Annotated in this window: 26 protein-coding genes and 1 pseudogene; 15 read left to right on the top strand and 12 right to left on the bottom strand. The window is 68.9% G+C overall.

All coding sequences use genetic code 11. The annotated features are described in order from the left end of the window. The first annotated feature begins 323 nt into the window (after window positions 1-323). The 5 genes from H4O22_RS18235 to H4O22_RS18255 all read left to right on the top strand — a co-directional run bounded on the left by H4O22_RS18235 (window position 324) and on the right by H4O22_RS18255 (window position 6165). Window positions 324-1748 carry a tyrosine-protein kinase domain-containing protein gene (locus H4O22_RS18235; RefSeq protein ID WP_182524730.1) on the top strand — a complete coding sequence of 475 codons (1425 nt, stop codon included), beginning with the start codon at window positions 324-326 and terminating at the stop codon, window positions 1746-1748. Between the two features lie 197 nt (window positions 1749-1945). Continuing rightward, window positions 1946-3364 (top strand): sugar transferase, encoded by a 1419-nt coding sequence (locus tag H4O22_RS18240; RefSeq protein WP_182524731.1) that lies wholly within the window; start codon window positions 1946-1948, stop codon window positions 3362-3364. A gap of 45 nt (window positions 3365-3409) precedes the next feature. After that, entirely contained in the window at window positions 3410-4510 is a 1101-nt protein-coding gene (locus tag H4O22_RS18245; protein ID WP_182524732.1) for a glycosyltransferase, read from the top strand. Then, window positions 4507-5469, top strand: a complete 963-nt coding sequence (locus tag H4O22_RS18250) for a glycosyltransferase family 4 protein (protein WP_182524733.1) — start codon at window positions 4507-4509, stop codon at window positions 5467-5469. Before H4O22_RS18245 ends, H4O22_RS18250 begins: the two co-directional genes overlap by 4 nt. A gap of 12 nt (window positions 5470-5481) precedes the next feature. Next, a complete protein-coding gene (locus tag H4O22_RS18255) occupies window positions 5482-6165 on the top strand; it encodes an acyl-ACP--UDP-N-acetylglucosamine O-acyltransferase family protein (RefSeq protein ID WP_182524734.1) in 684 nt (227 codons plus the stop codon). Between the two features lie 2 nt (window positions 6166-6167). On the opposite strand, the gene H4O22_RS18260 is transcribed toward H4O22_RS18255, so the two are convergent. Beyond that, entirely contained in the window at window positions 6168-7097 is a 930-nt protein-coding gene (locus tag H4O22_RS18260; RefSeq protein WP_182524735.1) for a glycosyltransferase family 2 protein, read from the bottom strand. A 90-nt stretch (window positions 7098-7187) separates the two neighbouring features. Here H4O22_RS18260 and H4O22_RS18265 point away from each other — a divergent pair, with 90 nt between their 5' ends. The 3 genes from H4O22_RS18265 to H4O22_RS18275 are packed head-to-tail and all read left to right on the top strand — an operon-like array spanning window position 7188 to window position 10142. Beyond that, a complete protein-coding gene (locus H4O22_RS18265) occupies window positions 7188-7580 on the top strand; it encodes a sugar 3,4-ketoisomerase (RefSeq protein WP_244963221.1) in 393 nt (130 codons plus the stop codon). Further along, the gene (locus H4O22_RS18270; RefSeq protein WP_182524737.1) at window positions 7577-8686 is read left to right on the top strand and encodes a DegT/DnrJ/EryC1/StrS family aminotransferase; all 1110 of its coding nucleotides are present in this window, start codon (window positions 7577-7579) and stop codon (window positions 8684-8686) included. Before H4O22_RS18265 ends, H4O22_RS18270 begins: the two co-directional genes overlap by 4 nt. A gap of 4 nt (window positions 8687-8690) precedes the next feature. Continuing rightward, window positions 8691-10142 carry an oligosaccharide flippase family protein gene (locus H4O22_RS18275; RefSeq protein ID WP_182524738.1) on the top strand — a complete coding sequence of 484 codons (1452 nt, stop codon included), beginning with the start codon at window positions 8691-8693 and terminating at the stop codon, window positions 10140-10142. 50 nt (window positions 10143-10192) lie between these two features. Here H4O22_RS18275 and H4O22_RS18280 read toward each other — a convergent pair whose 3' ends face one another. The 3 genes from H4O22_RS18280 to H4O22_RS18290 all read right to left on the bottom strand — a co-directional run bounded on the left by H4O22_RS18280 (window position 10193) and on the right by H4O22_RS18290 (window position 13252). Continuing rightward, entirely contained in the window at window positions 10193-10969 is a 777-nt protein-coding gene (locus tag H4O22_RS18280) for a glycosyltransferase (RefSeq protein ID WP_182524739.1), read from the bottom strand. 85 nt (window positions 10970-11054) lie between these two features. After that, window positions 11055-11960 carry a glycosyltransferase family 2 protein gene (locus H4O22_RS18285; RefSeq protein WP_182524740.1) on the bottom strand — a complete coding sequence of 302 codons (906 nt, stop codon included), beginning with the start codon at window positions 11958-11960 and terminating at the stop codon, window positions 11055-11057. Continuing rightward, window positions 11957-13252 (bottom strand): O-antigen ligase family protein, encoded by a 1296-nt coding sequence (locus tag H4O22_RS18290; RefSeq protein WP_182524741.1) that lies wholly within the window; start codon window positions 13250-13252, stop codon window positions 11957-11959. The genes H4O22_RS18285 and H4O22_RS18290 overlap by 4 nt, the downstream gene beginning before the upstream one ends. A 449-nt stretch (window positions 13253-13701) precedes the next feature. Here H4O22_RS18290 and H4O22_RS18295 point away from each other — a divergent pair, with 449 nt between their 5' ends. Beyond that, window positions 13702-15111 (top strand): tyrosine-protein kinase domain-containing protein, encoded by a 1410-nt coding sequence (locus H4O22_RS18295; RefSeq protein ID WP_182524742.1) that lies wholly within the window; start codon window positions 13702-13704, stop codon window positions 15109-15111. A 180-nt stretch (window positions 15112-15291) separates the two neighbouring features. Here the strand turns inward: H4O22_RS18295 and H4O22_RS18300 are convergent, their stop codons facing one another. Together H4O22_RS18300 and H4O22_RS18305 are read right to left on the bottom strand one after the other, a co-directional pair. After that, complete coding sequence (locus H4O22_RS18300) at window positions 15292-17037, bottom strand: DUF4012 domain-containing protein (RefSeq protein WP_182524743.1); 1746 nt, start codon at window positions 17035-17037, stop codon at window positions 15292-15294. Between the two features lie 124 nt (window positions 17038-17161). Continuing rightward, window positions 17162-17578, bottom strand: coding sequence for a hypothetical protein (locus tag H4O22_RS18305; RefSeq protein WP_182524744.1), 417 nt, complete (start codon window positions 17576-17578; stop codon window positions 17162-17164). Window positions 17579-17797: 219 nt separating this feature from the next. Between H4O22_RS18305 and dtd the strand changes: the two genes are divergently transcribed. Continuing rightward, entirely contained in the window at window positions 17798-18229 is a 432-nt protein-coding gene (dtd, locus tag H4O22_RS18310) for a D-aminoacyl-tRNA deacylase (protein WP_182524745.1), read from the top strand. A 407-nt stretch (window positions 18230-18636) separates the two neighbouring features. On the opposite strand, the gene H4O22_RS18315 is transcribed toward dtd, so the two are convergent. From H4O22_RS18315 to H4O22_RS18330, 4 genes are all read right to left on the bottom strand, one after another. After that, on the bottom strand, window positions 18637-18933 hold the full coding sequence (locus tag H4O22_RS18315) for a DUF1416 domain-containing protein (RefSeq protein ID WP_182524746.1): 297 nt from the start codon (window positions 18931-18933) through the stop codon (window positions 18637-18639). Then, the gene (locus tag H4O22_RS18320; protein WP_182524747.1) at window positions 18933-19781 is read right to left on the bottom strand and encodes a sulfurtransferase; all 849 of its coding nucleotides are present in this window, start codon (window positions 19779-19781) and stop codon (window positions 18933-18935) included. Before H4O22_RS18320 ends, H4O22_RS18315 begins: the two co-directional genes overlap by 1 nt. A 47-nt stretch (window positions 19782-19828) precedes the next feature. Then, window positions 19829-20305: a DUF4395 domain-containing protein gene (locus H4O22_RS18325; RefSeq protein ID WP_182524748.1), complete on the bottom strand. Its 477-nt coding sequence runs from the start codon at window positions 20303-20305 to the stop codon at window positions 19829-19831. Between the two features lie 218 nt (window positions 20306-20523). Continuing rightward, the gene (locus tag H4O22_RS18330; protein ID WP_182524749.1) at window positions 20524-21069 is read right to left on the bottom strand and encodes a thioredoxin family protein; all 546 of its coding nucleotides are present in this window, start codon (window positions 21067-21069) and stop codon (window positions 20524-20526) included. A gap of 54 nt (window positions 21070-21123) precedes the next feature. Here H4O22_RS18330 and H4O22_RS18335 point away from each other — a divergent pair, with 54 nt between their 5' ends. The 3 genes and pseudogenes from H4O22_RS18335 to H4O22_RS18345 all read left to right on the top strand — a co-directional run bounded on the left by H4O22_RS18335 (window position 21124) and on the right by H4O22_RS18345 (window position 23628). After that, the gene (locus tag H4O22_RS18335; RefSeq protein ID WP_182524750.1) at window positions 21124-21330 is read left to right on the top strand and encodes a hypothetical protein; all 207 of its coding nucleotides are present in this window, start codon (window positions 21124-21126) and stop codon (window positions 21328-21330) included. A 170-nt stretch (window positions 21331-21500) separates the two neighbouring features. Further along, window positions 21501-21716 (top strand): annotated as a pseudogene (locus H4O22_RS20795) (hypothetical protein); the annotation flags it as partial. Window positions 21717-22002: 286 nt separating this feature from the next. Then, the gene (locus H4O22_RS18345; protein WP_182524751.1) at window positions 22003-23628 is read left to right on the top strand and encodes a sensor histidine kinase; all 1626 of its coding nucleotides are present in this window, start codon (window positions 22003-22005) and stop codon (window positions 23626-23628) included. A 15-nt stretch (window positions 23629-23643) separates the two neighbouring features. On the opposite strand, the gene H4O22_RS18350 is transcribed toward H4O22_RS18345, so the two are convergent. Next, entirely contained in the window at window positions 23644-23946 is a 303-nt protein-coding gene (locus tag H4O22_RS18350; protein WP_182524752.1) for a MoaD/ThiS family protein, read from the bottom strand. Window positions 23947-24033: 87 nt separating this feature from the next. Between H4O22_RS18350 and H4O22_RS18355 the strand changes: the two genes are divergently transcribed. Next, the gene (locus H4O22_RS18355) at window positions 24034-24777 is read left to right on the top strand and encodes a response regulator transcription factor (RefSeq protein ID WP_182524753.1); all 744 of its coding nucleotides are present in this window, start codon (window positions 24034-24036) and stop codon (window positions 24775-24777) included. Between the two features lie 43 nt (window positions 24778-24820). Here H4O22_RS18355 and H4O22_RS18360 read toward each other — a convergent pair whose 3' ends face one another. Beyond that, window positions 24821-25759 (bottom strand): hypothetical protein, encoded by a 939-nt coding sequence (locus H4O22_RS18360; protein ID WP_182524754.1) that lies wholly within the window; start codon window positions 25757-25759, stop codon window positions 24821-24823. An 85-nt stretch (window positions 25760-25844) separates the two neighbouring features. Here H4O22_RS18360 and mshD point away from each other — a divergent pair, with 85 nt between their 5' ends. Further along, complete coding sequence (mshD, locus tag H4O22_RS18365) at window positions 25845-26657, top strand: mycothiol synthase (RefSeq protein WP_182524755.1); 813 nt, start codon at window positions 25845-25847, stop codon at window positions 26655-26657.

Consider the following 26657-nt stretch of genomic DNA (forward strand, 5'->3'; position numbering starts at 1 on the left):
GTCCAAGCGCCGCTCGGGATGATGCCCGGGCGGCGCTTTGTCATGAATCGGTGTAGCTGGTCTCTCGGGGTACAGAACGGCCTTTGGGAAAGTGAGGTCGAGACTGACATGCGGGATTGATCACCACCGGACTACGTCGTGGTGATGCCGCGGACGAGCGTTTGGCCTGCGGGCGGACGGCGAACTGCTACTGCGCCGTGGCGGCGCGCCGGGCAAGTATTTCGGGCGATCCGATCCTTATTCGAATCCCGACAACGATAGAGTCCGGGCTTCGAGACGTCGCGTGGTCGTAATGCGCCGCACCTCTAACGAACGGAACTTCTGTGGAATTGCGCGACTACGTCGGCGTCTTGCGCCGCCGGTGGATGCTCGTCGTCTCGGTCGCCCTGGTCGTGGTTGCCGTGGCATCGCTCTACACGTTCACAGCGACGCCGATGTACCAGTCGACCGCGAAGATGTTCGTCTCGACCACCTCCGAGAGCGACGCGGTCCAGAGCGGCAACCTGACCACCCAGCGGGTCGCGTCATACGCCGACCTCGTCGTGGGCGAGAGCCGGGCGCGCGCCGTGATCGCGGACCTCGGTCTCGACCTCGATCCGGACGAGCTCGCCAGCAAGGTGACCGCCGAGGTCACGCCTGAGACCAACAACCTCCTCATCCGGGCCACCGACGCCGACTCGGCCGAGGCTCAGCGGATCGCCCAGGGGTACGCCGACGAGATGGAAGACCTCGTCGACGAGCTCGAGACCCCGCCCGATGCCGACGTCGCCGTCTTGAAGGCCGTTGTGGTCGACCCGGCGAGCCTGCCTGAGAAGGCAGTCAGCCCGCAGCCGGTCCGCAACCTCGCCCTCGGCCTGGTGCTGGGCCTGCTCCTCGGCGTGGGTCTGGCCGTGCTGCGCGAGGTTCTTGACACCACGGTGAAGGGCTTCGAGGACCTTGCAGCCCACACTGACGCGCCTCTGCTCGGCACAATCGCCTTCGACCCCGCGACTCGGCTGCATCCCCTGGTCACCGACCTGTCCTCGCACGCTCCACGAGTCGAAGCGTTCCGGGTGCTTCGCACCAACATCCAGTTCGTGGACGTCGACCAGAGCAGCAAGCTCTTCGTGGTGACGTCAGCTCTCCCCGAGGAAGGCAAGACCACGACCTCGGTCAACCTCGCCATCACGCTGGCGCAGGCCGGCGGACGGACGTTGCTCGTGGAGGCCGACCTGCGCCGACCCAAGGCTGTCGCCGCCCTCGGGCTCGACAACGCGGTGGGCGTCACCACCATCCTGGTGGGCAAGGTCAAGTTCGAGGACGCGGTCCAGGTCCATGAGTCGACCGGCCTGCACGTGCTAGCCAGCGGCGCCGTCCCGCCGAACCCGGCCGACCTGCTTCAGTCCCGCGCTATGGCGGAGCTTCTCAGCACCGTCCGCGGTCGGTACGACACGGTCGTCATCGACGCGCCCCCCCTGCTCCCGGTCACGGATGCCGCACTGCTCGCCTCCCAGGCCGACGGCGCTCTCCTGGTGGTCCGCTGGGGTAAGACGACGCGCGACCAGTTCAGCAATGCTCTCGGCCGGCTCGACCAAGTCGGTGCCGAGCCTGTGGGGGTGGTGCTCAACATGGTCCCTCACCGCCGAGGCGGTGGCAGCTACGGCTACGGGTATGGCTACGGATACGGGTACGCCCCGACGCAAGACGTCCAGGCCCTGACTGCGGCCGGTACGCCTGATCCGGACCAAGAGGAGCAAGTTCGGGCCTAACGAAGCTTCCCAACCTTCGTTCTCGAAGTGTGTGCAGCCATCGGTGACCTCGCCTACCCTGGGCGCGGCGTCCTGATAGAGGGGTCAACGACTGGCAAGTCTCTCCGGCGACCGCCGGACAGGCCACCCACCGCAGCGACTGGATGAGAACGATGACGACCAGGGCAGGTTCGGCCGCCACTGACAGCCGGCGCGGGATGCCCACCGCACGCGAGGCCGTTCGCTTCATCCCTCTCTCGGCATTCCTCCTCGACGTGGTGCTCATCGGGGGCACTGCACTCCTGGCGACCTACTTGCGACAAATTCTTCCGGTCTTCGAGCCGCCGCGGGGCGTGACGGAGAGCGTCCGCCTGGTCGCGCCGCTCCTCGTAGCTGGATGGCTGCTCGCCATCTGGTTCGCAGGCGGCTACCGCATCCATCTCTTCGGCGCCGGCGCGTCGGAGTTCAAGCGGATCCTGAACGCCAGTCTGGCTTCGGCCGGACTGCTCGGGGTGGGGTGTTACCTGTTCAACGTTGAGCTCTCGCGTGGTTTCTTCTTCCTGTTGTTCGCCCTCGGCGCCCCGGCGCTGCTGCTCGGTCGCGGGGCTCTCCGGCTGACGATGCACCGGGCCCGGCGACGTGGCTCGCTTCTCCATCGCGTCCTGATCGCCGGGGACGCTCGCCACGTCGACGAGATCGCGGCGGTCTTCCGCCGGGAGCGCTGGCTCGGCTACAACATCATTGGCGCGCTTCTCCCTCAGGTCGACCGCGAGGAGACGGCGGCCGGCGTTCCCGTGCTGGGAAGAGCCGACCGAGTGACGAGTGTCGCGCTCGAGTGCGGCGCCGACATCGTGTTCCTCGCCCAAGGCGCCATCGGCTCGTCGAACGACATGCGCGAGCTGGCGTGGGAGCTGGAGCACGAAGAAGTCCAGGTCGTGGTCGCACCCAGCATCACCGACATCTCGAGCGATCGTGTCCGGATGCGACCCGTGGCAGGGCTCCCCCTCGTCCACATCGATCCTCCCACGGCGCAGGAGGCCTCCCGCTGGGGGAAGCGCCTCTTCGACATGCTGGGCTCCGCCGTCCTCATCGTGCTGTTCTCGCCACTCTTCGCCGTCGCTGCTCTCCAGATCAAACGACACGACGGCGGACCGGTGCTATTTCGTCACGCAAGGATCGGGCGCGAGGGACGCGAGTTCCCCTGCCTGAAGTTCCGGACGATGGTGGTCGACGCCGAGCAACGGCTCGACGCCCTTCAGGCCGAGACCGGGCAGGACGCGCTGTTGTTCAAGATGAAGGCCGACCCACGCATCACGCGGCCCGGTGTGTGGCTGCGTCGATTCTCGGTGGACGAGCTCCCCCAGCTCTTCAACGTGCTCCGCGGCGAGATGAGCCTGGTCGGCCCACGGCCGCAGGTCGCCGAGGAGGTCGCTCTCTACAGCGGGGGGATGCACCGTCGACTGAGCGTGCGCCCCGGGATGACCGGACTGTGGCAGGTGTCGGGGCGCAACGACCTCAGCCTCGAGGAGGCGATTCGACTGGACATCTACTACGTCGACAACTGGTCGATGCTCCAGGACCTCCAGATCGTCGGGCGGACCGTGGGGGCCGTTCTACGATCTCGTGGTGCCTACTGACCTTGTGCCCATCTCAGCGACTCGACGCTCCCCGGGGCCCTGGTCGTGAGGGGCCTGCTGGTGCACGAGTGGATAGCCCTGAACGGCGGCTCCGAGAACGTCCTGGAGGTCCTGGCTGACACCCACGCCGATGCCTCCATCCTGGCCCTCTGGGAGGACCAGCCGTCCCGCTTCGCCCCGGGCCGGGTGCGTGAGTCTTGGATCGGTCGATCCCCTCTACGTGGCCGGAAGGCAGCAGCCCTTCCGCTGATGCCGGCCTTCTGGCAGCGAGTCGACCTGTCCGACCACGAATGGATGATCGTCAGCTCGCACGCCTTCGCACACCAAGTGGCCTCGAACCCGACGGCCCCGGAGCGCACACACATCTACGTGCACACGCCTGCACGCTACATCTGGGCCCCCGAGCATGATGCCCGCCGCGACTCCGCCGCTCTCGCCCCCGCCCGCCGAGCGCTACGGGCCCTCGATCGTCGACGCGTCAACCCGCACGTCCCGGTGGCGGCGAACTCGAGGTTCGTGGCCGACAGGATCCAGGCAGCGTGGGACAAGGACGCTGTCGTGATCCACCCCCCTGTCGACGTGGCGCGGATCCAGGCAGGCGGCTCCTGGGCAGCGCGGGTCACCGGTCCCGATGCTGAGGTCCTCGCCGACCTGCCCGAGGTCTTCGTCCTCGGTGCCTCGCGTTTCGTCCGCTACAAGCGGCTCGACCTCGCCATCCGCGTGGGTGAGCTGCTCGACCTCCCGGTCGTCGTGGCAGGCCGCGGCGAGGAGCTCAAGGCTCTCCAGCACCAGGCCGCCTCGAGCACCGTGCCCGTCACCTTCGCGCTCGGTCCGTCCGACCAGCTGCTGCGCGCCCTGATGGAGCGGGCGGCGCTCTACGTGTTCCCGCCGATCGAGGACTTCGGCATCATGCCCGTGGAGTCAGCCGCCGTCGGGACGCCCTCACTGGTGAACGCGGTGGGGGGAGCCCGAGAGTCCGTGGAGCGCATCGACGGCGGTGCCGTCGTCGACTTCGCCGACGATATCGCGGTTCGCGCAGCAGCCGACGCCGTCCTGCGCCGCGACCACACGGGTCTCGACGAACGCGCCCGGTTCTTCGACCGGTCCCGCTTCGTCGACGAGATCGCACGGTGGAGGACGCAGTGACGCTGCTCGTCGACGTCCGCCGCGAGGGTGAGCACGGCATCGCGCGCTACACCCGCGAGGTCGTCACTCGTCTCACTGTGCCGTTCGAGCCGCTCGAAGGACCGGCGCCCCGTCTGCCCTTGGACGCCCTCACCTGGCGACGGGGCACCCTCCAAGCGCACGATTGGGTGTACTCCCCCGGCTACGTCTGCAGTCCCTCCCGCGCTCGTCAGGTGGTCACCCTCCACGACCTGATCCATCTCGGCCACGGCAGCTGGAAGTACCGGACCTACTACGACCGCGTCATCCGACCGGCGGTCCGGCGCGCGGGCCACGTGTTCACGGTGTCGGCGGCTTCCGCCTCGCGCATTCGAGACTGGGTCGGGCCCGGCGTCACCGTCCACGACTGCGGCAATGGCTGCTCGGAGGTCTTCCATGCACCGACCGAGCCTGCGGTGCGACCCACGCCGTACCTCCTCATGGTGGGCAACGCCCGACCTCACAAGAACATCGGTGTCGCGCTGCAGGCACTGCGACGCGTGCCCGACGTCGGTCTCGTCTTCGTGACCCAGGAACGGGACCAGGTGCGGGCCGCGGCCGCTGCCGCCGGGGTGCTTGACCGCGTCGAGGTGCTCGAAGGGCTGAGCGACCCGGACCTCGCACGGCTGTACGCCGGCGCGGTGGCACTCGTGTTCCCCTCGCTCGAGGAGGGTTTCGGGCTCCCCCTCGTGGAGGCGGCTGCCGTCGGCTGCGCCACCGTCTTCTACGCCGGGTGCGCCGCCTCCCGGGAGGTCTGCGGAGAGGCCGGCATCGCGGTCGGGTCAGCGGACGACCCCGCGGAGTGGGCGTCCGCGCTGACCGCCGTGCTGGACAGCCCGGACGTTCCCCTACCCGACGTGAGCACCCATACCTGGGACGCCGTCGGCGCTCGCGTGGACGCCACGCTTCGCGACATCACCGGACTGTCCCGCACGACCTGACGAGAGGCCCCCATGTCCAACAAGATCCACCCGACCGCCATCATCGAGGGCGACGTCGGGCTAGGCGACGACAACGAGATCGGTCCCTACTGCGTTCTGCTCGGCCCGCTGACGATCGGCGACCGCAATCAGATCCACCCGCACGTCGTCATCGGCACGCCGGGCGAGGACACCAGGGACCCGCGGCACGACGCTTCCGACAAGCCGATCACCATCGGCAACGGCAACATCATCCGGGAGTTCACGACCATCCAGAAGCCGTGCTACGGCCCCGTCACCTCGCTCGCCGACGACGTCTTCCTGATGCACGGAGTGCACGTCCCCCACGACGCGATCCTGCACGACGGCGTCGTGGTGACGCCATTGTGCGTGCTCGGAGGGATCGTCACGATCCTGCGCCACGCCACGATCGGGATGGGCGCCACCCTGCACCAGTACAGCGTCGTCGGCCACTACTCGATGACCGCGACCGGTGCGGCGGCGATGAAGAACATCAGGCCGTTCTCCCGCTACATCCCCGGTCAGCCGATCTCCGTGAACCGGTACCCGATCGAGAAGTTCGGGTTCGAGCACCTCGAGGACCAGATCACCGAGTACGTCCTGTCCGACACGACGCCCGAGGACGCGGACCTTCGCGCAATGGTCGCGGAGTACCGCCAGCTCCATGAGGCCTCCGGACGACGCGAGTACTCCTGAGTTCACTGCGTGGGGCGAAACCTCGTCCAGCAGGAGTGAGCGTCATACACCGCTCTGCGCAGCACTCGGTAGGCGGTGAAGGGCACCTTCCAGGCGCGCGAGCCCTGATCGACCCGGTACTCGATCCGTCGGCCCGCTGCGACGAACCCCAGCATCATGGCCAGCCCTCGCGGGAAGCTCGACCGGTGACGCCGGTCGGCCTCCTCGAGCTCGCGGCGCACGTGGTGAAAGTGCACAGCGCCAGTGTTGGATCCGTGCAGCCGGTAGACCGCCACCGGCAGGTCCACGAACCGCAGCGCGTCGAGTGCCAGGAGCCGCAGGTAGAGGTCGCGATCCTCCGCGATCAGGGTTTCGTCGTACATGTGGCCACCGATGCGCTCGATCAGGTCCCGGTGGAACAACAGCACGGGCCCGGGCACCGACCAGTTGAGGATGACCTCCCGCCGGATTCCTGCCGGCGCGGCGAGCGCGTGCTTGCGGGCTCCGTGGAGGACGACGTACGCCGAGTCCCGTCGCACCAACCCGGTGTCGTCGGTGAGCCAGCAGTCTCCGATCACCGCTCCACGCGACCCCGTCGTTCGAAGATGCTCGATTCGTGCGGGGATCCCACCGGGGACCAGCAGGTCGTCGCTGGCCAGCGTCGTGATGTAGCACCCCCTGGCCTCCCGGAGCAGCCGGTTGAGTGTCGCTCCGACGCCGGCGTTGACCTCGTTGCGCAGCACCACCACCCGCTCAAACCGGTCGCCGTGACTCTGGGCCCACTCCTTCGCGACAGCGTAGGTCCCGTCTGTCGAAGCGTCGTCGATCACGACCAGCTCCAGGCGAGACCAGGTCTCGGCCGCCACCGAGTCCAGACAGGCCACGATGTGGCGTTCGTGGTTGAAGGCAGGGACGAGGACGCTGACGAGCTCGGTGTCATCTGCACGGGTCACGACACCGAGCCTCGCATGGCCAACCCCAGGGCGTCCGGCGACTTGGCCTGTCATGCTTTGCCCATGTCCGAGACCTTCCGGAAACCGACCATGATCTCGCTCCCACGGATCCAGGACCCTCGCGGCAACCTCACCTTCATTGAGGGCGGATCGCACATGCCCTTCGACATCGCGCGCGTGTACTACCTCTACGACGTACCCGGTGGAGAGGTCCGTGGCGGGCACGCGCACCGGGACCTGCAGCAGCTCATCGTCGCAGCGTCGGGCAGCTTCGACGTGGTCCTCGACGACGGTCTCGGCAACGAGCAGCGGTTCTTCCTCAACCGGTCCTACTCCGGCCTCTTCATCCCTCACATGCACTGGCGCGTGCTGGAGAACTTCTCGTCCGGGTCGGTCTGCCTGGTGCTGGCCTCACTGCCGTACGACGAGGCCGACTACTACCGTGACTACGACGAGTTCGTCGCCGCGCGGAGCCAGGCATGATCCCATTTCTTGACCTCGCCGCCGCGAGCACCGAGATCGGCAACGAGTTGAAGGCAGCGACGAACCGCGTCGTCGATCGCGGCTGGTACATCCTCGGGGAGGAGGTCGAGCGGTTCGAGAGCGAGTTCGCCGCGTACGTCGGTGCCCGCCACTGCATCGCCGTGGGCAACGGTCTGGACGCACTCAACCTGTCCTTCCGCGGCCTCGGGATCGGACCGGGCGACGAGGTCATCGTTCCGAGCAACACCTTCATCGCGACCTGGCTGGGCGTCACCTACGCGGGTGCCACCCCGGTGCCGGTCGAGCCCGATCCGACCACCTACAACCTGGACCCTGCTGCCGTCGAGGCCGCAATCACGCCGCGGACTCGAGCGATCTGCCCGGTACACCTCTACGGTCTCCCTGCCGACTTGCCGGCGATCGTCGCGGTCGCCGAGCGCCATGGTCTGGCGGTCGTCGAGGACGCTGCTCAGGCCCACGGCGCGGGATGGGGCGGGCGCATGGTCGGCGGAACGGGAACTACGGCGACGTGGAGCTTCTACCCGGGCAAGAACCTCGGCGCCCTCGGCGACGGTGGAGCCGTCACCACCGACGACGATGACCTCGCGGCTCGACTGCGGACCCTGCGCAACTACGGCTCCAGTAAGAAGTACGTGCACGAGGAACAAGGCCTCAACAGCCGGCTCGACGAGATCCAGGCCGCCGCGCTGCGGGTCAAGCTCAACCACCTGCCCGAGTGGAACCTCCGTCGGGCTGAAGTTGCCGACACTTATCTGCGCGACCTGGCGGAGGTGGGGCTGGTGCTGCCATCAACCCCTGACGGCGTCCGATCCTCGTGGCACCTCTTCGTCGTGCGCTCCGAGCGACGTGACGACCTGCAGGCGGCACTGTCGGCGCGGTCAGTGCAGACGCTGATCCACTACCCGATCCCGCCGCACCTCCAAGGCGCGTACGCCGGGGCGTTCCGCAGCGGGCAGTTCCCCGTCTCCGAACGGATCCACAGGACCGTGCTGAGCCTCCCGATAGGGCCGCACCTCGCGAGTGACGCGGTCGACAAGGTCGTCACCGCCGTCTGTGACGCGGTCGCCGCCACAGCCTCCACGTGACGGCATGAAGCACGCGCTTCGCGCCATCTCGATCCTCACCGCGAGCTCGATTCTCGTCGCCGTCGCGTCAGTCCTGCGTTACAAGGCGGTCGCACAGTGGCTGGGAAGCTCCGGGGTGGGCACGCTCGGCCTGATGGTGGCCGTGACGACGCTGGCGATCACTGTTGTCGGCCTCGGCCTAGGCACGAGCGGCGTACGGTCCGTGGCACAGAGCGCCGAGGACGTCCGCCTCCAGAGGACCAAGTCGCTGGCGCTCCTGATTGGCTCCGGCATCCTGGCCGTCATCGGCTTCGTAGCCGTCAGCCTCCTGGCTGGGATCGAGTCCCTGACCGGCATCCCCGACCCGCCGTGGGAGTTCCGTGTCGCGATGGGAGCCACCGTCGCCTCGACCGTCTTCAACGCCGGTCAGCTTGCCTTCCTCAACGGTCGGGGCCGCCTGCACCTCATGGCCGTCTGCAACATCGCCGGGGCAGCGATCGGCACGGTCCTCACGCTCGTCGCGGTCGGGACGGCTGGGTACACCGGTCTCGCGGTCGCCCTCGCGGGCGTCCCGCTCGCGACGGCGGCCCTCACAGCGGTCGTGGTCAAGCGTGACCTACGGAGCCTTTCCGGAGCGCCCCGGTGCACCGCCCGGGAGCTGTGGTCTGAACTACGCGGAATGGCCGCACTCGGCGTCGTGGTGACCCTCGCCCTGACTGTCGGCTCCGCCGCCCAGCTCGGAGCACGGCTGCTGGTGCGGGACCGGCTCGGGCTGGAGGCCGCTGGTTTGTACCAGGCGACCTGGGTGATCACTACTCTCTATCTCTCCTTCCTCCTCGCGTCGCTCGGCGCAGAGTACTTCCCGCGTATCTCCCGCCTGCGCCACGAACCGGCCGCGGCGTCCCGGGCACTCGACGACCAGATCGTCCTGACTCTGTTGATCGCGGGGCCCATCATCGCCTGGGCGATCCTCCTGGCCCCCCTCGGCCTGCGCATCCTCTACTCCGCGGAGTTCACCACTGCCGACGAGCTGCTCCGCTGGCAGCTGGCCGGTGACGTCCTGAAGCTTCCCGGTTGGGCGGTGGGGTTCCTGCTCCTGGCCACCGAGAGACGGCTGGCCTTTCTGGTGACCGAGCTGGTCTGGAACGCGACCTTCCTTGCCCTCTTGCTACCCCTCTCCCAGGCCTGGGGTCTGACCGGCGTCGGCGTCGCCTCGCTCGTCGCGTACACGACGTACCTACTGGCCTGCTACGTGGCTGCACGACGTGCGTGCGGATACCTTCCTCGCCGTACGACACTGGTGGCGGTCGGTGCCGCCACGCTCTTGACCGCCGCCCTGCTGGCGAGCACGCTCGCGCTTGGCTCTCCCCTGATCGCCGGATTCCTGGCACTGTCAGCGACGGCGATCTGCGCGGTGTTGGTCCGGCGCCAGTGGACCGGCCAGCAGCCCGAGGCCCGCGTTGAATCAGTTCGTTGAGCCCTGACGAAGCCTTCTCCCCGCTCGACCCTTGGCCGACCGGACGATCGTCAGTCGACGGGACCGAGCCGTCCGAGCAGGCCGTCACGGAGTCCGCGACCCAGCTGTGCGACCTTGGCGGCGCGCTCGTCCTCGCGAAGCAGGATCTTGAGCGTCCGCTTGGCCAGCCCCCAGAAGGCCGCCAGCGACCAGCGAGGCTCGCGGAGCACGTTGCGCGACGCCAGGTAGGCGTTGTTCCTGGCGATCGAGTAGACCCTCCGCGCGGAGTGGTTGCTCGCACGGAAACCGAGCCCCAGCAGCTGACCCGTTCGGGGGTCCCCGATGGCGTGCTCCAGCGCGAGGTCCTCCTCGAGAACGACATGCAAGCCGGCTCGGTGCAGGCGCATCACGAAGTCGACCTCGAGAGCGTCGATCACGAAGTCCTCGCGGAAGCGCCCCACCGTGCGCAGCGCGTCGGCCCCGATGGTGAGTCCTGACTGGACCACCCACAACGAGCACTCATGGTCTCCGTGCCGGTGCCGGTGCTGGTGGGGGATCCCGTTGACGCTCTGCGGCGCGACTGCGGCAACCGAGGCATCCTCCTGGCGACGCCGATCCAGGAGCTCGACGGCCCGCCTCACGAATCCGGGAGGTAGCGTGGCGTCCTGGTCGAGGGTGATGATCACGTCGGCGCCGTCGTCCAGCGCCGCCGAGCAGCCCCGGTTCAGCGCATGAGCCAGGCCCATGTTCGTGGGGTTCGCCAGCAACCGGCAGCCTTCCAGCAGAGGCTCGTCAGGCACGACGAGGGCCGATGCCCCGGAGTCGTCCACGAGCACCACGAGGTCCACCTCGGGGACGATCGCGCGGACCAGGCCCCAGACCGACGGCGACGGGTGGAACAGGCTCAGCACCACCGCGACCCTCGATGACCCTTCAGTCATGGCGAAGCTCGCGACCCCGGTAGGAGGCAACGACCTCGTGCGCGGGCCGCCCGCGGCGGGCGGCGGCCGAAAGTGCGAGCCGCACCCCGAGCAGGTGAAACCGCGTCCTTCGCCCGTCACGTCGCGCGACACTCTTCCCGACCCGCGCCAGCACGCGGACCCAGGATCCGGCCCGAGCCCGTCCTCCGATCAGCCGGCCCAGGGCCACCACGCCGTACGTCGAGTAGCAGTCGACCCAGCCCGCTGCACGCTCATGGCTTGCCGAGAGCTCGTGGAAAGCGCGGGACTCCGGCACGGTCCTGAACCTGCGGCCCGCACGACGCACACGCAGTGCGAACTCGACGTCCTCCCAGTACATGAAGAACCGTTCGTCCAGGAGTCCGAGACGATGCAGAGCGTCTGCTCGCAGCATCACACAGGCCCAGGTCAGGAAGTCCGGCTCGCAGACATCCGCCCCCTCGCGGGTGCCGAAGGTCCATGGCCGGAACTCCCCCCCGCGGACGATCGAACCGTCGGCGTTCTCGATCTCCGGCGCCACCATGTCAAGCGTGGGGTCAGCCATCAAGGCAGCGGACAGACCGGCCACATCCCCACCGCTGATCAACAGGTCGTTGTTCACGCACAGCACCAGGTCTGCCTGCCTCGCGGCATGCACGAGCCCCAGGTTCATGCCCGCCGAGAACCCGAGATTGACGGGACTGGTCACCGACTGGACGAGAGGCGAGCCGAGCTCGGCCAGCTCAGGCACGAGATCACCGTCGGACTCGTTGTCAACCACCCAGATCGACGTCAGGTTCGCCACCTCCAGCAGTCGACTCACACACGCGACCGTCCGCGGGACGTCGTGCCAGTTGAGCACGACGCAGGCGACCGTCGGTTCGGTCTCAAGGTCGCTCACCGACTTGCCCGGCCGGTCGACAACGAGTCGACGTCGCCGTCGACCAGCTCCGCCTCGGCAGGATCGTGAGCGCTTGGCCCCGTCGGCCCCTTCAACACCATCTCCACGAAGAACCAGAACAGGAAGACGAAGATGTGCCAACCGAAGACGTCGAAGGAGAGGAACATGCCCCACAGTGCGGCAAGTGCGAACCACTCGGGCCGGTTCCGCCGGAGGATCGTCACGCTCAGGAGCACCATGAAGATCGAAAGACCGAGGAGCCCGAGGTCGGCGAACGTCGTCACGACCTGATTGTCGATGCTCTGCAGGCCCTGGAGGTCGACGTAACCCTCCTCCTGGAGCTCACCCGCCGACGACGGCCCCGAACCGATCAGAACCTCGACTAGATCCCGGTTGAAGAGGTTGACGAACGTCTCCCACGCCTGCAGCCGGAAGTCGAGCGAGAAACTCGATCGCTCTCGCGCGTTCTGGAGGGCGAAGGCGCCGAACCCGTAGACGACCACTGCGCCGACGGGGACAGCGAGGATCAGCGCCAGGGCGCGCCATAGTCGCCGGCCGACGCTGGCGGCGAAGATCGCCGCGAGCGCCAGGGCGATGAAGATCGTGGTGCGGGAGCCGCTCAGCAAGAGTCCGGCAGATAGCAAGGATACCGTCGCCCACCGGATCTCCCGCCGGGCAATCCCCTGGACGCGCAGGGCCAAGCACAGACCCGCGAGCAGGAACAACGCAAACGGAATCGGATGCCCCAGCGTCCCGGACGACCGCGACCATCCCCCCGGGAGAATCAGGTTCGGCGAAGCCCCATACGCCGCGCGGCCGGCGCCCGTAGGGTCCGCGGCCGCGAAGGTGATCTGGACCCATCCGATGTCGAACACCTCAGCGCCGATGGCGATCGCGACCTGGACAACACCGAGGAAGGCCACGGACTGCGCGACCTCCAGCCAGTCCGCACTCGACAGGGAAGCCGCGAGGCAGGCAGCTACCGCTCCGAGAGCCAGCATCACGGCAACCTGGATCATTTCGTCGCCCCCGCGACCGAAGAATTGCGAGAGGACCGTTCCTACAGTCAATGCCCCCAGAAAAGGAGCTGCAGCGACTCTGAAGTGCAGGCGGGCGCTCAGCACTGCGGTCAGGCTCGCACCCAGGACCACGACTAATACAGGGATGCGCAACTCCGCCGGAACCAGCACGCTATTGAGTATCGAGAGCAGAAGCACGTCGAGAACGACGCAGGTCACCAGGAGGGAATCGGGCCGAAGGAACACGTGCCCCACGTGCAGGATGATCACCACGCCCAGCGCCACCTGAGAGGGGAGCACGGCGAGAGCGATTATCGAGAGGATGAGGACGAAGAACAGTCCGAGGGGTGTCCTGCCGGGACGCGCTGCGGACGGGCGGGTCGACGGCACGTGGCCTTTCCCCTCATGTTCACGGTCAACAGACAAAGCACCGAGACCCTCGAGCGCAACGTTGACCTGCCGCCGAGGACTCCGAGAGGATACCTGAACTCCCGCGGCGAGCGACGAAAACCCTCGGGCGACACAGCATCCCGAACTAGACGCGGACGTCGAAAAGCAACTGCGCCCAGTCTCATACCCTAGAATTCCGTGCTGTTGTCCAAGCGGTGGCAGGAGTTTCGTTTTCCTAGCGGAATCCGCCGCCACTCAGGCCTCTTCACACTTGGCGAGCACTGATCGTCCATGCGTCTAGCGCGCGTACTGAAGATTGATTGGAGACATCCGTGGACGTGCGGGACTACGCACGCATCATCGGGCGGCGTTGGGCGCTGATCCTCGTTTTCGTACTCGTGGCCGTCGGGCTCTCGGCTGCGTACTCGGTCACCGCGACACCCCAGTACGAATCCGTGGCCCGACTGTTCGTGTCGACATCACAAGCCAACACCGCCGAAGCCTACGAAGGCAGCCTGCTCTCGGATCAGCGGGCCCTTTCGTATGCCGAGCTCACCAAGAGCCGCGACCTGGCCCAGACGGTCATCACCGACCTCGATCTCGCACTGTCGCCTGAAGAGCTTGTCGGACGCGTTCAGGCTGAAGTCTTGCCCGAGACGGTCAACATGGTCATCAGCATCACGGACCCGGATCCCGACCAGGCCCGCGCACTCACGCAGGCGTATGCGGACGGGCTGACGGACCTGGTCGCCAACCTTGAGACGCCCCCGGGCGAGAAGGTTCCGCCGATCAAGCTGACAGTCATCGACAATGCCTCAGAACCCGCCGGACCGGTCTCGCCTGACCCGGTGCGCAACGCTCTCTTTGCGGCCTTCATCGGGCTGATCCTCGGCATCGCCGCCGCCATCATCCGCGAGCTGAGCGACACGACCGTGAAGACACTGGAGGACCTCAGCGTCGTCGGGGCCCCGTTGCTGGCCAGCATCGCCTTCGACAGTTCCACGAAGAAGATTCCACTGATCACCGAGCTGGGGTCTCACACGCCGCGAGTCGAAGCCTTCCGGGTCCTGCGCACCAACTTGCAGTTCGTCGACGTGGACCGGGAGGACAAGGTCTTCGTTGTCTCCTCCGCTGTCCCCAGCGAGGGCAAGACCTCCACCTCGATCAACCTCGCACTGGCCATCGCTCAAGCCGGTCAGCGCACCCTCCTCATTGAGGGGGATCTGCGTCGCCCCCGCGCCAGCCGGCAGTTCAACCTGGACAACGCGATCGGGGTGACCACTGTCCTCCTCGGCCAGGTGACTCTTGACGACGCCACCCAGACAGTCCAAGGAAGCGAGCTCCGCGTGCTTGCCAGCGGCTCGATCCCGCCTAATCCCGCAGAGCTGATCCAGTCGAACGCCATGACAGAACTTCTGAACGAGGCACGTCGGAAGTACGACGTCGTGATCATCGACGCCCCGCCGCTGCTCCCGGTGACGGATGCAGCCCTTTTCGCTGCGCAGTCCGACGGCGCACTAGTCGTGGTTCGCTACGGAAAGACGACCAAGGAGCAGCTCTCCCAGTTGGTCGATCGCCTGAAGCAGGTCGACGCGGCGCCGGTCGGAGTGGTGATGAACATGGTCCCACCGCGAAGCGACCGCGCAGGCTACGGCTACGGCTACGGCTACGCGCCCGACTCGGCGACGGTCACTGCCGAAGCGGCGGAGCCAGAGAAGGTACTCGGCGCTCGACGCCGCTGATCACCTACTGCACGCGGGCCGGCCCACCAGTCAGGGGCTGGGATCGCGTCCACCTGCGTAATGCCGGACTGCGACGGTCCGCCGCGTGGGCGCCCCTTGCCGGAGCAAGGGGCGCCCACCTTTCCGGGAACTCGTGCACTCCGCAGATGCGTCCTGACCTACTCGTCGTCTGACAACGCGTCAGGAGCACGCGGATTCCGTAGTCGACGAACGCGTGCCTTCGCTGACGCTAGGCGTTACCCGTACGGACGTGTCGCCGGTCTGGCCAGGACCTGAAGTCATTCGCCAGTCGAGGTTCAGCGCCTGGCCAGGTCCGAGCTGGAGGAATACCTGTTCCACCAGGCGTCCTTCCTGGTCAACAACGTCCGGATCCAGCCTCTTGGCGTTCAGCCTGAAGTCCGAGAGTGAGCCCCCCGCCGGGGAGTAGATACGGACGGTCACGAACTGGGTCCCGGGCTCGGCACCGAACAGCCCTCCCCCCGTCACGTAGTCGGGGAGTGCTGCAGACTCAGGGGGGGCGGTCGATTCCAGACGCACACTGCCGGCGTAGCCCTGCACGTCATCCTTGCAGTAGGTCGGCCGCACCCGGACGTCGTACCGGAGGAAGTACGACATCTTGGCACCAGTTGCGTCGTTCAGGGTGACGTCTACCTGGGGTTGTGTGCTAACCGCCGCGAAGGCCTCCCCGGCGAGCTGCGTGCCTGCGATCTCCTGCTGCTCCGTCGGGTCAAAAGAGTGCACCAGCACTCGACCCTCTTCGGCACCCCGCGCCAGCTCCTGCAGTAGCGCCTGCGGATCCGGGATCCCGGTGGACACCTGGTCGAAGGTCCGCCGGGCCACCCGACGGAAGAACACGTCCTGGTCGGCCGGGTCCTCGTAGCGCAGGTACACCTCGTGAAGCAGCTCCCGGACAGCGTTGTCCGAGGTGATGGCGGTGTCTCCCACCTGGACCGGACCAGTCGCGGCCAAGATGTAGGAGAGGGCGACCGTGTCGAGGGTCAGGACACCGTCGATGTCCTCGGGGTAGACCTGCTCCCAGCGCGTCGCCATCAAGGCCGCCACGCGCGGGAAGTCGGGGGTCAGGTTGGCGTTGAGGAAGAAGGTGCCGACCAGGTCCTGGTAGAGGGTTCGCTCTGCGTCCGAGAGCGGCAGGACCGGCCGCGGAGCGTTGGCAAACGAGTTCGCCGCGACCTGTCGCGTCAGTTCGATCTTGCCGTCCTCAGTACGGAGGAGCGCTACTGCGCCGGGCAGGCCGCCGGTCGCCCGGATTTCCGCATTGTTCTGGAAGACCAGCAGGTAGTTGCGCTCCTCGTCGTCCCCCAGCATCGACGGGAGCACCTCGAGGGCGGTGGATGCGGACGACAGCGTGCTCCGTGCATCGCGAAGCGTGGTGGCCAGTTCGCGGTACTTGGTGCGCAACCGCATCACGAAGTCGACAGGGTCCTCGCTGTTGAGGCCGGCGACCGCCGCGTCCAGTGCGGTGGCTGCCTGCTCGACCGGCGTCTGCAGGTCACGGATGGCCTCGATCGAGACCGCCCCATCCTGGGGGGTGATCCGGTCCAGGTCCGCCGACACCGTCACCAGCGGCTGCGCTCCATCGATCGCCAGGTCGTGAACGACCTCGCTGACGACACGGACACCACGAGCGTCGTCGCCGACCCACGGCAACTTCGTCAACACTGACCAGGTCAGCCCGGAGGTGCGCTCGTCGGCCGAGCCGCTGTGCTCCTCGAGCTCCTCGAGCGACGCATTCATCGCGTCGACATCGCTGGCCTCTGCAGCCGAGCGCAGCTGCTCGACGTCGTCAACCGAACTGGTCAGGTCCTCGTTGACGTGCCACACCACCCAAGCGACCCAGGCTCCTAGGACGAGCAGCAGCACAAGAAGAAGGAAAGGAATGAGCCGCCGGAGCCGCCAGGAAGTCATGCCTCGACCCTATCGAGCAATCGCGGCGCCCGGCCGCGGAGACAGGCAAGTCCTACGTCACTAAATGCCGCGAGGGCCCTGCAGCAGCGCTGCAGGGCCCTCGTGGTTAACGTTGTGAACGCGGTCAGCGCTTCTTCTTGACCGCGATCTTGGACTTCGCCACCGAGTTCTCGAAACCCTTGGCACCCTTGAACGTCACGGTCACCTTGTAGATGCCGGCCTTCTTGAGCTTGCCGAGCTTGAACGTGATGGTCTTGCCGTCGAAGGACGCCTTGATGGTGCGCGTGAAACCGCCCGGGCCCTTGATCGTGATCGTGACCTTGCCGCGCACCTTGATGTTGCCCGCGCCCTTGGCCTTGACGTTGACCTTGAACTTGGCGGGCTTGCCCTGCTTGACGACCTTGTCGCCGGTAACGGGCTTGGTCGGGATGCAGTTGTAGTCGGACTTGCTGCAGCCAGCAGCGGCCGGAGCGGAGGAGACGGCGACAAGGCCGGCCGTGGTCAGGATGGCCGCGAACAGCGCGACGATAAGCTTCTTCATGGTGTCAGACTCCCGTGCGGGCACTGGAGTGTGTGCCCATAGTTGTGGCGTGTATGGAGAAGCAAAGCACACGCTTGGCTGATATGCACATCGAATCCGCCATTCGGATGTGCGACGAGCGCAATTCACCTAATTAGGCGCCTCAGGAAACCCTGCTGTTACGTGATCCTTCGTCCCTCTGCAAGCAAACTACAAATCGCATCGCGGAGGGTGTTGTCTATGCGTGCGATTGTTCAGCGGGTTCTGGAGGCGTCGGTAAACGTCATGGGGGAAGTGGTGGGGTCCGTCGATGACCCCGGACTCCTGGTCCTTCTCGGGGTGGCCCACGACGACGGACCCGGGGACGTCGCCTGGATGGCGCGGAAGATCTGGCAGTTGCGGATCCTCCGGGACGAGCACTCGGCGTCGGACGTCGGCGCTCCCATCCTGGTCGTCAGCCAGTTCACGCTGTACGGCGACACCCGCAAGGGCCGGCGCCCGACGTGGCAGGCGGCGGCTCCGGGCGAGGTGAGCGAGCCCCTGTACGACGCGTTCTGTGCGGAGCTCGAACGGCTCGGCGCACACGTCGAGCGTGGGCGCTTCGGCGCGGACATGCAGGTGCTGTCCGTCAACGACGGGCCGGTCACCCTGTTGCTCGAGAGCCCGCGCTGAGGACTAGTACATGACCAGCGCTCTCACGACCAGCACGGCAGTGAACAGTGCCAGTGCCGACAGACCGATCCATTGGATCGCCCGCTTCCGCCGCTGGTCGACCACCGGACTCGAAGAACGGCTTCGCTTGCGCCTGGAAATCATGGGCCCCTCCCCTTGACGTTCAAATCGTCGCAGAGACAGGTTTCCAGGAAGGACTTCCGACGGGTGGTCTAGGGAACTTTCTTCGTCACGCTCTGCTCGACGAACGCCGCCCGGAAGCCGGACGGCGTTCGTCGTCTACTGCTGTCTCGTTGTCTGCCGCCACGTCGAGGACCGTGCCTCCGAACGAGGCCGACGGTTGAGGCACCGGGTTTCGACACGTTCAGGCGCTGCGCGCGCCTTCACCGCTCGACCACCGGCGGCGGTCAGAGGGCGATGCTGACCTCGGCGACGGAGCCGATGGCGGCGTTCACCTTGCGGTCGACCGGGTCCGCCTTCGGGGCGAGGGTGCGAAGCGTCCACTCCCCCTCGCCGGCGAAAAAGCGGAAGTGACCGGTCGCCGAGGTCGGGACCTCGGCGGTGAACTCACCGGTGCGGTCGAGCAGGCGCACGTAGGCGTTGCCGACCGGCTCCTCGCCGCGCAGGACCTGCCCCTGGATAACGGCCTCCTTCGCGACGTTCACGCCGTCGAGGGAGAGGCCGCCCTCCTTCGCCCCGCACATCAGGCGGTCCCGGGCTCGTCGCCGACGGCGACCGGCACGCCCACGAGGGAGCCGTACTCGGTCCAGGAGCCGTCGTAGTTCTTCACGTTCTCGTGGCCGAGGAGCTCCTTGAGCACGAACCAGGTGTGCGAGGAGCGCTCGCCGATCCGGCACAGCGCGATGGTCTCCTTGGAGTCGTCCAGGCCGGCGTCGGCGTACAGCTTGCGCAGCTCGTCGTCGGACTTGAAGGTGCCGTCGTCGTTGGCCGCCTTGCTCCACGGCACGTTGATCGAGGTCGGCACGTGGCCGGCGCGCTGGGCCTGCTCCTGCGGGAGGTGGGCCGGGGCCATCAGGCGGCCGGCGTACTCGTCGGGGCTGCGCACGTCGACGAGGTTCTTCACCCCGATCGCGGCGACCGTGTCGTCGCGGAAGGCGCGGATCGACAGGTCGGGCTCCTGGGCCGTGTACGACGCGGCCGGGCGCTCGGTGGCGTCGGCGGTGAGCTCGCGGGAGTCGAGCTCCCACTTCTTGCGGCCGCCGTCCATGAGCTTGACGTCCTGGTGGCCGTAGAGCTTGAAGTACCAGAAGGCGTAGGCGGCGAACCAGTTGTTGTTGCCGCCGTAGAGCACCACGGTGTTGTCGTTGGAGACGCCGCGCTCGGAGAGGAGCGCCGAGAACTGGTCCTTGCTGACGAAGTCACGGCGGACCTGGTCCTGGAGGTCGGTCGTCCAGTCCAGCTTGATGGCGCCACGGATGTGGCCCTTGTCGTACGCCGTGGTGTCCTCGTCGACCTCGATCAGGACGATGTTGTCGTCGCCGAGGTGGTCCTCCACCCACTGGGTGGAGACGAGGGAGTTCTCGCGGGTCATGTTTCTACCTTTCTGTTGCGTCGTGGGACGCGGGGATCGTGGTGGGGTCAGGCAGTTCGGTGGGTGGCGCGCTGGAGCAGCAGGTAGAGCTCGCAGCCGAGGCAGAAGCGGAACAGCGCGTTGAGCAGCGCCGCGACCAGGGCGAAGCCGGTGGCGACCAGCCCGACGACGGGGGTGCCGGCGAGGAACCCGACCAGGGCGGTCAGCGCGAACGCCAGCCCGACGGCCTGCGCGAACCGCGGCGGGCGCGGGTCCTCCAGCTCGTCCGACGCCGAGAGGCGCGGGCGGACGAGCCGGCGGAAGACGTACGCCGTCGGGGTGTGCTGGACGCCGCGGGCCGCGCCCAGGGCGAACAGGGCGGCCTGGACCGCGACCAGGACCGTGGCGGCGGTCGTCGGGAGCACCAGCACGGCGAGCAGCACGACCGCGGTGACCGCGGCGGTGAACTGCGGACCGCGCGGGTCGAGCCCGGCCTGGGCGGTCGGGGCGGCCGGCGCGTGATGCGCGGGCGTGGTGGTGGACATGCGGGCTCCTGCTGGCTGGCTCCGGGCGGACGGCGCACGGGACAGATCAGCAAAAGAGGCGCGATCGTCCCGTCAGGACGTCCGACACAGGGACGAGCGCGTACGGCAGTGGTCCACCGCGCGTCGCTTCGTCAACCAGGTCGAGAACATGTCGACCAGAGTAGGTACCGAGCGTCCCGTCTCCCATTCGAGATCTCGCATGGTGGTACTGCTGTCCGTCATGTGGGATCGCCCGCTGGGAGTGCGGCGAGAACCTGCTCCGTGCGGGGCGCGCCAGCAGCCCGGGCGACCTCGTTGCCGGACGCATCGAGGACCAGCGTGGTCGGCGTGCGGAGGACGCCGACGCGGCGTACCAGCTCGAGGTGGAGCTCGGCGTCGACCTCGAGGTGCTCGACGCCGGGAACCGTCGTGGACACGTCGGTGAGGACTCGGCGGGTCGCCCGGCACGGGGCACAGAAGGCGCTGGAGAACTGGAGCAGGGTTGCGCGCTCGCCGAGGGTGGCGGCGGGGATCGCGGACTGGACGGCGGTCCAGAGGTCGGCCACCGGCGGTCGAGCAGGGGCGGAGTCCCGGTGTCGAGACCCGGCGAGGTCCTCTTGGGGCTGCTTCTCGGCGTGCGGGGTCTCGCCAACGGTCGGCGCTGGCGCGCCTCCCTGCTCGACCACCGGCTTGGCGCGGAAGCGGCCGTCGGTGCGGAGCCGGTAGGTCCCGAAGGCCACCGCGATCACGACGGCGGCGAGCGCCACCCAGGGTCCGAGGGTCACGCGGTCGTAACGCGGTGATGCGTCACCGTGTTCCGTGATCCCTACGATGAGTCGATGCGGTCGTTGCTGGTGCTCGGGGTGATGACCGCCCTCACCTCGCTGATGCTGCTGCTCATCGCCGGCCACGGGCCCTGGGCCGGCGAGCCGCTCTGGCAGGTCTCCGACAGTCACGGGATCAACACCGGTGACATCCCGGTGCTGGTCATCTGGGCGGCCGGAATGCTCGCCGCGGGGCTGCTGCTGCGGCGCGACGACCGCTGAGCGCGGTCCAGACCGGGGCGTACCCGGACTCAGGTCCACCCGGGGTACGCCGATCCCGCTCGCATGGTGCTAATGATCGTGCTTGCCGTCCTGGCGTGGCTGCTGCTCGTGCTGCCGCTCGCCGTCGCGACCGGACGCGCCTTCGCGGCCGGCCACGGTCCAGAACAGCGGTGGATGAGGTAGCTCACCAGGACGACCCACCCGACGCCCCGGGTCCCTCACCCGGTCTCGACACCGGGACTTCGTCCCTGCTCGACCACCGGTGGTTCGAGCGACGTCGAGGCCCCCCGAGATCGGGTTCAGTCCTGCTCGCGAGCGAGCGCACGCGCGGCTCGTTCAGCCGTCAGCTCGTTCTGGGCGACAACCTCGACCTCGACCACATCGACGCGACGTACGAGGGCGGCGTGCTCCGGCTGGTCGTCCCGGTCGCCGAGCGGGCCAAAGCCCCGCAAGATCCAGATCGGCACCGGCGAGCGCGACCACGCCTCGATCGAGGGCTGACAGCGGAATTTCGCCCCACCGGTCACACCCGTCTCACGAGGGTCCTCCCCCACCCCGGGAGGGCCCTCGTGGCGTGTCCGGACGCCCCCGGATTCCGACCCCGGAGCGGCATCGATCCGTCTACCCTCTCCCCGGGCGAGAGCCCACGGAACGGCCGCGAGGAGGACGCGCGTGACCCGTCTTCTCGATCCGGGCCCCACCGGTCGCGCCCCCTGGTTCGTGCTGTGGCAGCTGCCCGTCGTCGCCCTCACGCTGCTGCTGGCGCTGGCCCTGGCCCTGGCGGAGCCGGCGATGCTCGGCACGCCGAGCATGCTGCTCGGCCTGGCGCTGATCGCCCTGGCGTCCGTCGTCGCCTTCCAGGCCCCGGCGCGCGGGCTGATCGCCGTCCCGCTCGCCGACATCCTGGCGATCGGCCTGATCCGGTCGGAGACCTACACCGAGCTCCCGGCGGTCAGCGCGATCGCGATGGTGCCGATCCTCTGCCTGGGCTCGAACTTCGGCGGCGCGGGCATCCTCAGCGCCGTCGTCGGAGCCGTGTTCGTCAACGGCTACTCCTACTTCCGGCACACCGACCTGCCCGACGACGGGATCGCCTGGATCGGCGCCGCCAGCCTCCCCGTGGCCGCGGTCGCGGTCGCGCTCATCGCGTACGCCGGGGCGCGCGCGCTGCGGGCCCAGCAGGGCGAGATCGTCTCCAAGTCCGCGGAGCTCGGCGCCTCCCTGCTCGAGGCGGAGTTCCGCCGCGACATGACCCGCACCATCCTCGAGAGCCTCGACGTCGCGGTCGCGTTCTTCAGCACCGAGGGCCGCCTGGTGGCCGCCAACCACCGGGCGATCGACCTCGCCACCAAGGGCGGCGTCGACGTGCGCGGCGCCGTCCACGCGGCCACCCTGTTCTGGCGCGCGGACCGGATCGCCACCGTGCCGGTGGCCCAGCAGCCGCTCCCCGCCGCCCTCGGCGGGGTCGACCTCGCCCCCGAGCTCTTCTGGATCGGCGAGCCCGGCGACCAGGTCGCCGCGATGATGTCGGCCCGCCAGGTGTACGGCGCGGACGGCGACCGGATCGGCGTCGTGGTGGTCGCCGACGACGTGACCGAGCTGGTCGAGTCGGTGCTGGTCCGCGACCAGTTCCTCGCCACGCTCTCCCACGAGCTGCGCAACCCGCTGGTCTCCGTCGTGGGCTACCTCGACGTGCTGACCCAGGAGATCCCCGGCCGGGTCTCGGACTCCGAGGACGAGATGGTCGCCATGCTCCGGACCGCGCGGACCAGCGCCCGGACCCTCACCGAGCGCATCGACCACCTGCTGGTGGCCAGCGCCCAGGACCGGCTCACGCTCGACCTGGACCGGATCGACCTCACCGCCCTGGTGGCGTCGGTCGCCGACCGCTACACCTCCCTGGCGGGGGCCCGCGGCGTCACGCTGGTCCGTGAGCTGGAGCAGGTCAGCACCACCGCGGACGCGCACAAGATCGGGCTGCTCGTCGACAACCTGATCTCGAACGCCGTCAAGCACACCGCCGCCGGCGGCGAGGTGACGCTGCGGCTCGGCGTCCGCTCGCTGATCGAGCTGGTCGTCGCCGACACCGGCACCGGGCTGGAGCGGCACGAGCGCCAGCGCGCCTTCGACCGCTTCTACCGCACCGAGGCGGCCCGCCGGGACGTCGTGCAGGGGCTCGGGCTGGGCCTGAGCATCTGCAAGGCGGTGGTCGAGGCGCACGGTGGCGAGATCAGCCTGAAGAGCTCCCCGAGCCGCGGCACCACCGTCACCGTGCTGCTGCCGCGCCGGGCCGGCTGAGCTCGCGCGACTCAGTCAGCCGCCGGCGAACGGCGGCAGCAGCTCGACCGACGAGCCCGGCTCGACGCTCACCGTCGCCGGGTCGGCGGTGCCGACCGGTCGGTCGTCGACCAGCACCGAGCACACCGACACGACCTCGGCGAGCCGGGTGCCCGGGTGGCGGGCGACCACCCGGCGTACCACCTCGGCGAGCGGGACCGGCCCGGTCACGGGGAGGTCGTCGTGCGTGATCCCGGCCGCGGCCCGGGCCGCGGCCCAGTAGCGGACGCGGATGTGCTCCGTCTCACGGTCGTCGGCACTCGACGATGTGTCGGCCATATTTCAGTATTCTTCCCTACAGCTTCACCAGGCCGGAGCCCAGCGTCGCGTTTCGGTCCCCGCCCCGATGCCGGGAGGAGACCCCCTGTGAGCACCCTGCTGTTGTTGACCAACACCCTCCAGCCGTCCGCCGAGGTGCTGCCGGGGCTCGCGCTCCTGGGGCACCAGGTGCGGATCATGCCGTCGGAGGGCAGCGCGCTCCTGGAGGCCCCCGACTCCGACCTGCTCCTCGTCGACGGCCGCCAGGACCTCGCCCACGCCCGCGACCTGTGCCGGCTGATCCGCACGACCGGCACCGAGGTGCCGGTGCTGCTGGTGGTCACCGAGGGCGGGCTCTCGGTCGTCGCCCACGACTGGGGCATGGACGACGTCGTGCTGCACACCTGCGGCCCCGCCGAGCTCGAGGCGCGGATCAAGCTGGCGATCGGCCGCCTGCAGGCCCACCGCGACGCGGCCGACCCCGACGCGCACGTGATCCGCTCCGGCGAGGTCGTCGTCGACGACGCGACGTACACCGCCAAGGTCAGCGGCCGGCACCTCGACCTCACGTTCAAGGAGTTCGAGCTGCTCAAGTACCTCGCCCAGCACCCGGGCCGGGTCTTCAGCCGCCAGCAGCTGCTCCAGGAGGTCTGGGGCTACGACTACTTCGGCGGCACCCGCACCGTCGACGTGCACGTACGCCGGCTGCGCGCCAAGCTCGGGGTGGAGAACGAGACCCTGATCGGCACCGTCCGCAACGTCGGCTACCGGTTCGTGGTGCCGTCCAAGGAGGCGGCGGCCGAGGCGGACGCCCGGGCCAGCGAGAGCGCGGAGTCCGCGGTCGACGCCTGATCGTGGAGTCCCGCACGTACGTCGTGCGTGCCGCAGTCCACGATCACCTCGCTCCGACCTGACAGCCCGGGCCGCAGCGCGTCGGGCTGCCCGCCCAGCCGAGCCGCTGGAGGATCCGCGCCAGGCGGTCCGCCGTACGGCACGGCCGGTCGAACACCTGCGCCCAGCGCAGCCGGACCGTCTCCCGCCCCGCTACCCGGTCGTCCAGATCGCGATCGGCGTCGCGTCCGGCGGCCGTCCACCCCTCGTGCCCGAGCCGGCCCTCGAGCTCGACGACCAGGCCGAGGCGCTCGTACTCGGCGTCGCGGTACTCGACCCCCTCGGCGGTACGCCGCGGCGCCTGCCGCCGCGGGCGCGGCAGCCCGTGCGGCCTCTCGACCCGCGCGACGTACCCCTGCTCCAGCACCGAGCACGCGCACGACTCGACGTCGTCCAGCAGCCGCTCCACCCAGCGTCGGCGCCGTAGTCGCGGACGGGCCGCAGCCGCGGCCCGCAGCCGCGGGACCGTCGTCCGGCGCGACCCCACGGCGTCGGTCACGAGCCGGACCACGTCGCTCTCGGCGCGGGCGCGGTCGATGCCCTCCAGCACATTCTCCTCGACCAGCAGCCGGGGCGGCGAGGCCGCCCAGCGGACCCGCGGCCCGAGGCCCCGCATGCGGTGCACCCGGACACCCTTGGGCGCGACGACTCGTCGGCCCGCCTCGACCGCCACGTGGATCGAGCCGGCCGGGTCGGGGGACGGCTCCGCCGAGGCCAGGCAGAGCGCCGCGGGCTCCGCGTGCAGCACCGCGGCCCACGCCCGCTGCCGCCAGGAGAGCGGCCCGGTGTGGTCGACGTACACCCGGGGGTGGACCCGCCGCAGCTCACGCCGGCGGAGCATCCGATCGAGGTCGTGCCGCCGCACCCCGGCCGCGCGCAGCTGGCGCCAGGAGGCCACCCCGTCCTGGCGCCGGAGCAGGTCACTCACGTCGGCATCGGTCATCCCCGCACCCTCGCGACCTCCGCGGACCCGAGCAACGGGCGCCGCCGTGCCTGTGGATGACGGGGTGCCGACCTAGGCTGCGCCCATGACCGGCATCGAGGAGATCGCGACCGAGGCGGAGGCGGCCGACGGGGCGGCGCCGCTGGACGAGGCGACCCTGCGGACGCTGCGCCACCACCCCGACCGAGTGCGCACCTGGACCGAGGACGACGGGTTCGCGCTGCTGGTCGGCAGCGAGCTCACCCTGGTGGTCCGCCCCGACGCGCGCCGTCGCGGCGTCGGCCGGCGGCTGCTCGAGCAGTCACTCTCCGAGTCCGGCTCGGGCGAGCTGCTCGCCTGGTCGCACGGCAACCACCCCGCGGCCGCCGCCCTCGCCGCGGCGTACGGCTTCGAGCGGGTCCGCGACCTGTGGGTGATGCGGCGGCCGCTGACCGACCTGCCGCCGCTGCCGGACACCGACGTCGATGTGCGGGCCTACCGCCCCGAGGACGCCGGGGACATCGTCCGGGTCAACGCGGCGGCGTTCGCCGCCCACCCCGAGCAGGGCGCGATGGACGAGGCCGAGCTGGCGGAGCGGATGGCGGAGGACTGGTTCGACCCCGCCGGGCTGCTCGTGGCCACGCGGGAGGGCCGGGTCGTCGGCTTCCACTGGACCAAGCACCACGACGCCCGCCTCGGCGAGGTGTACGTCGTCGGCGTGGACCCCGCGGCGCAGGGCGGCGGGCTCGGCAAGATGCTCACCCTCGCCGGCCTGCACCACCTCGCCCGCACCGGCCACACCGAGGTGCTGCTGTACGTCGAGTCCGACAACACCCGCGCGGTCCGGGTGTACGCCGGCCTGGGGTTCACCCACGCCCCGGAGGACACCCACGTGCAGTACCGGCGCGCCCCTCGCTGA

The sequence above is a fragment of the Nocardioides dongkuii genome, assembly GCF_014127485.1.
Lineage (GTDB): Bacteria > Actinomycetota > Actinomycetes > Propionibacteriales > Nocardioidaceae > Nocardioides > Nocardioides dongkuii.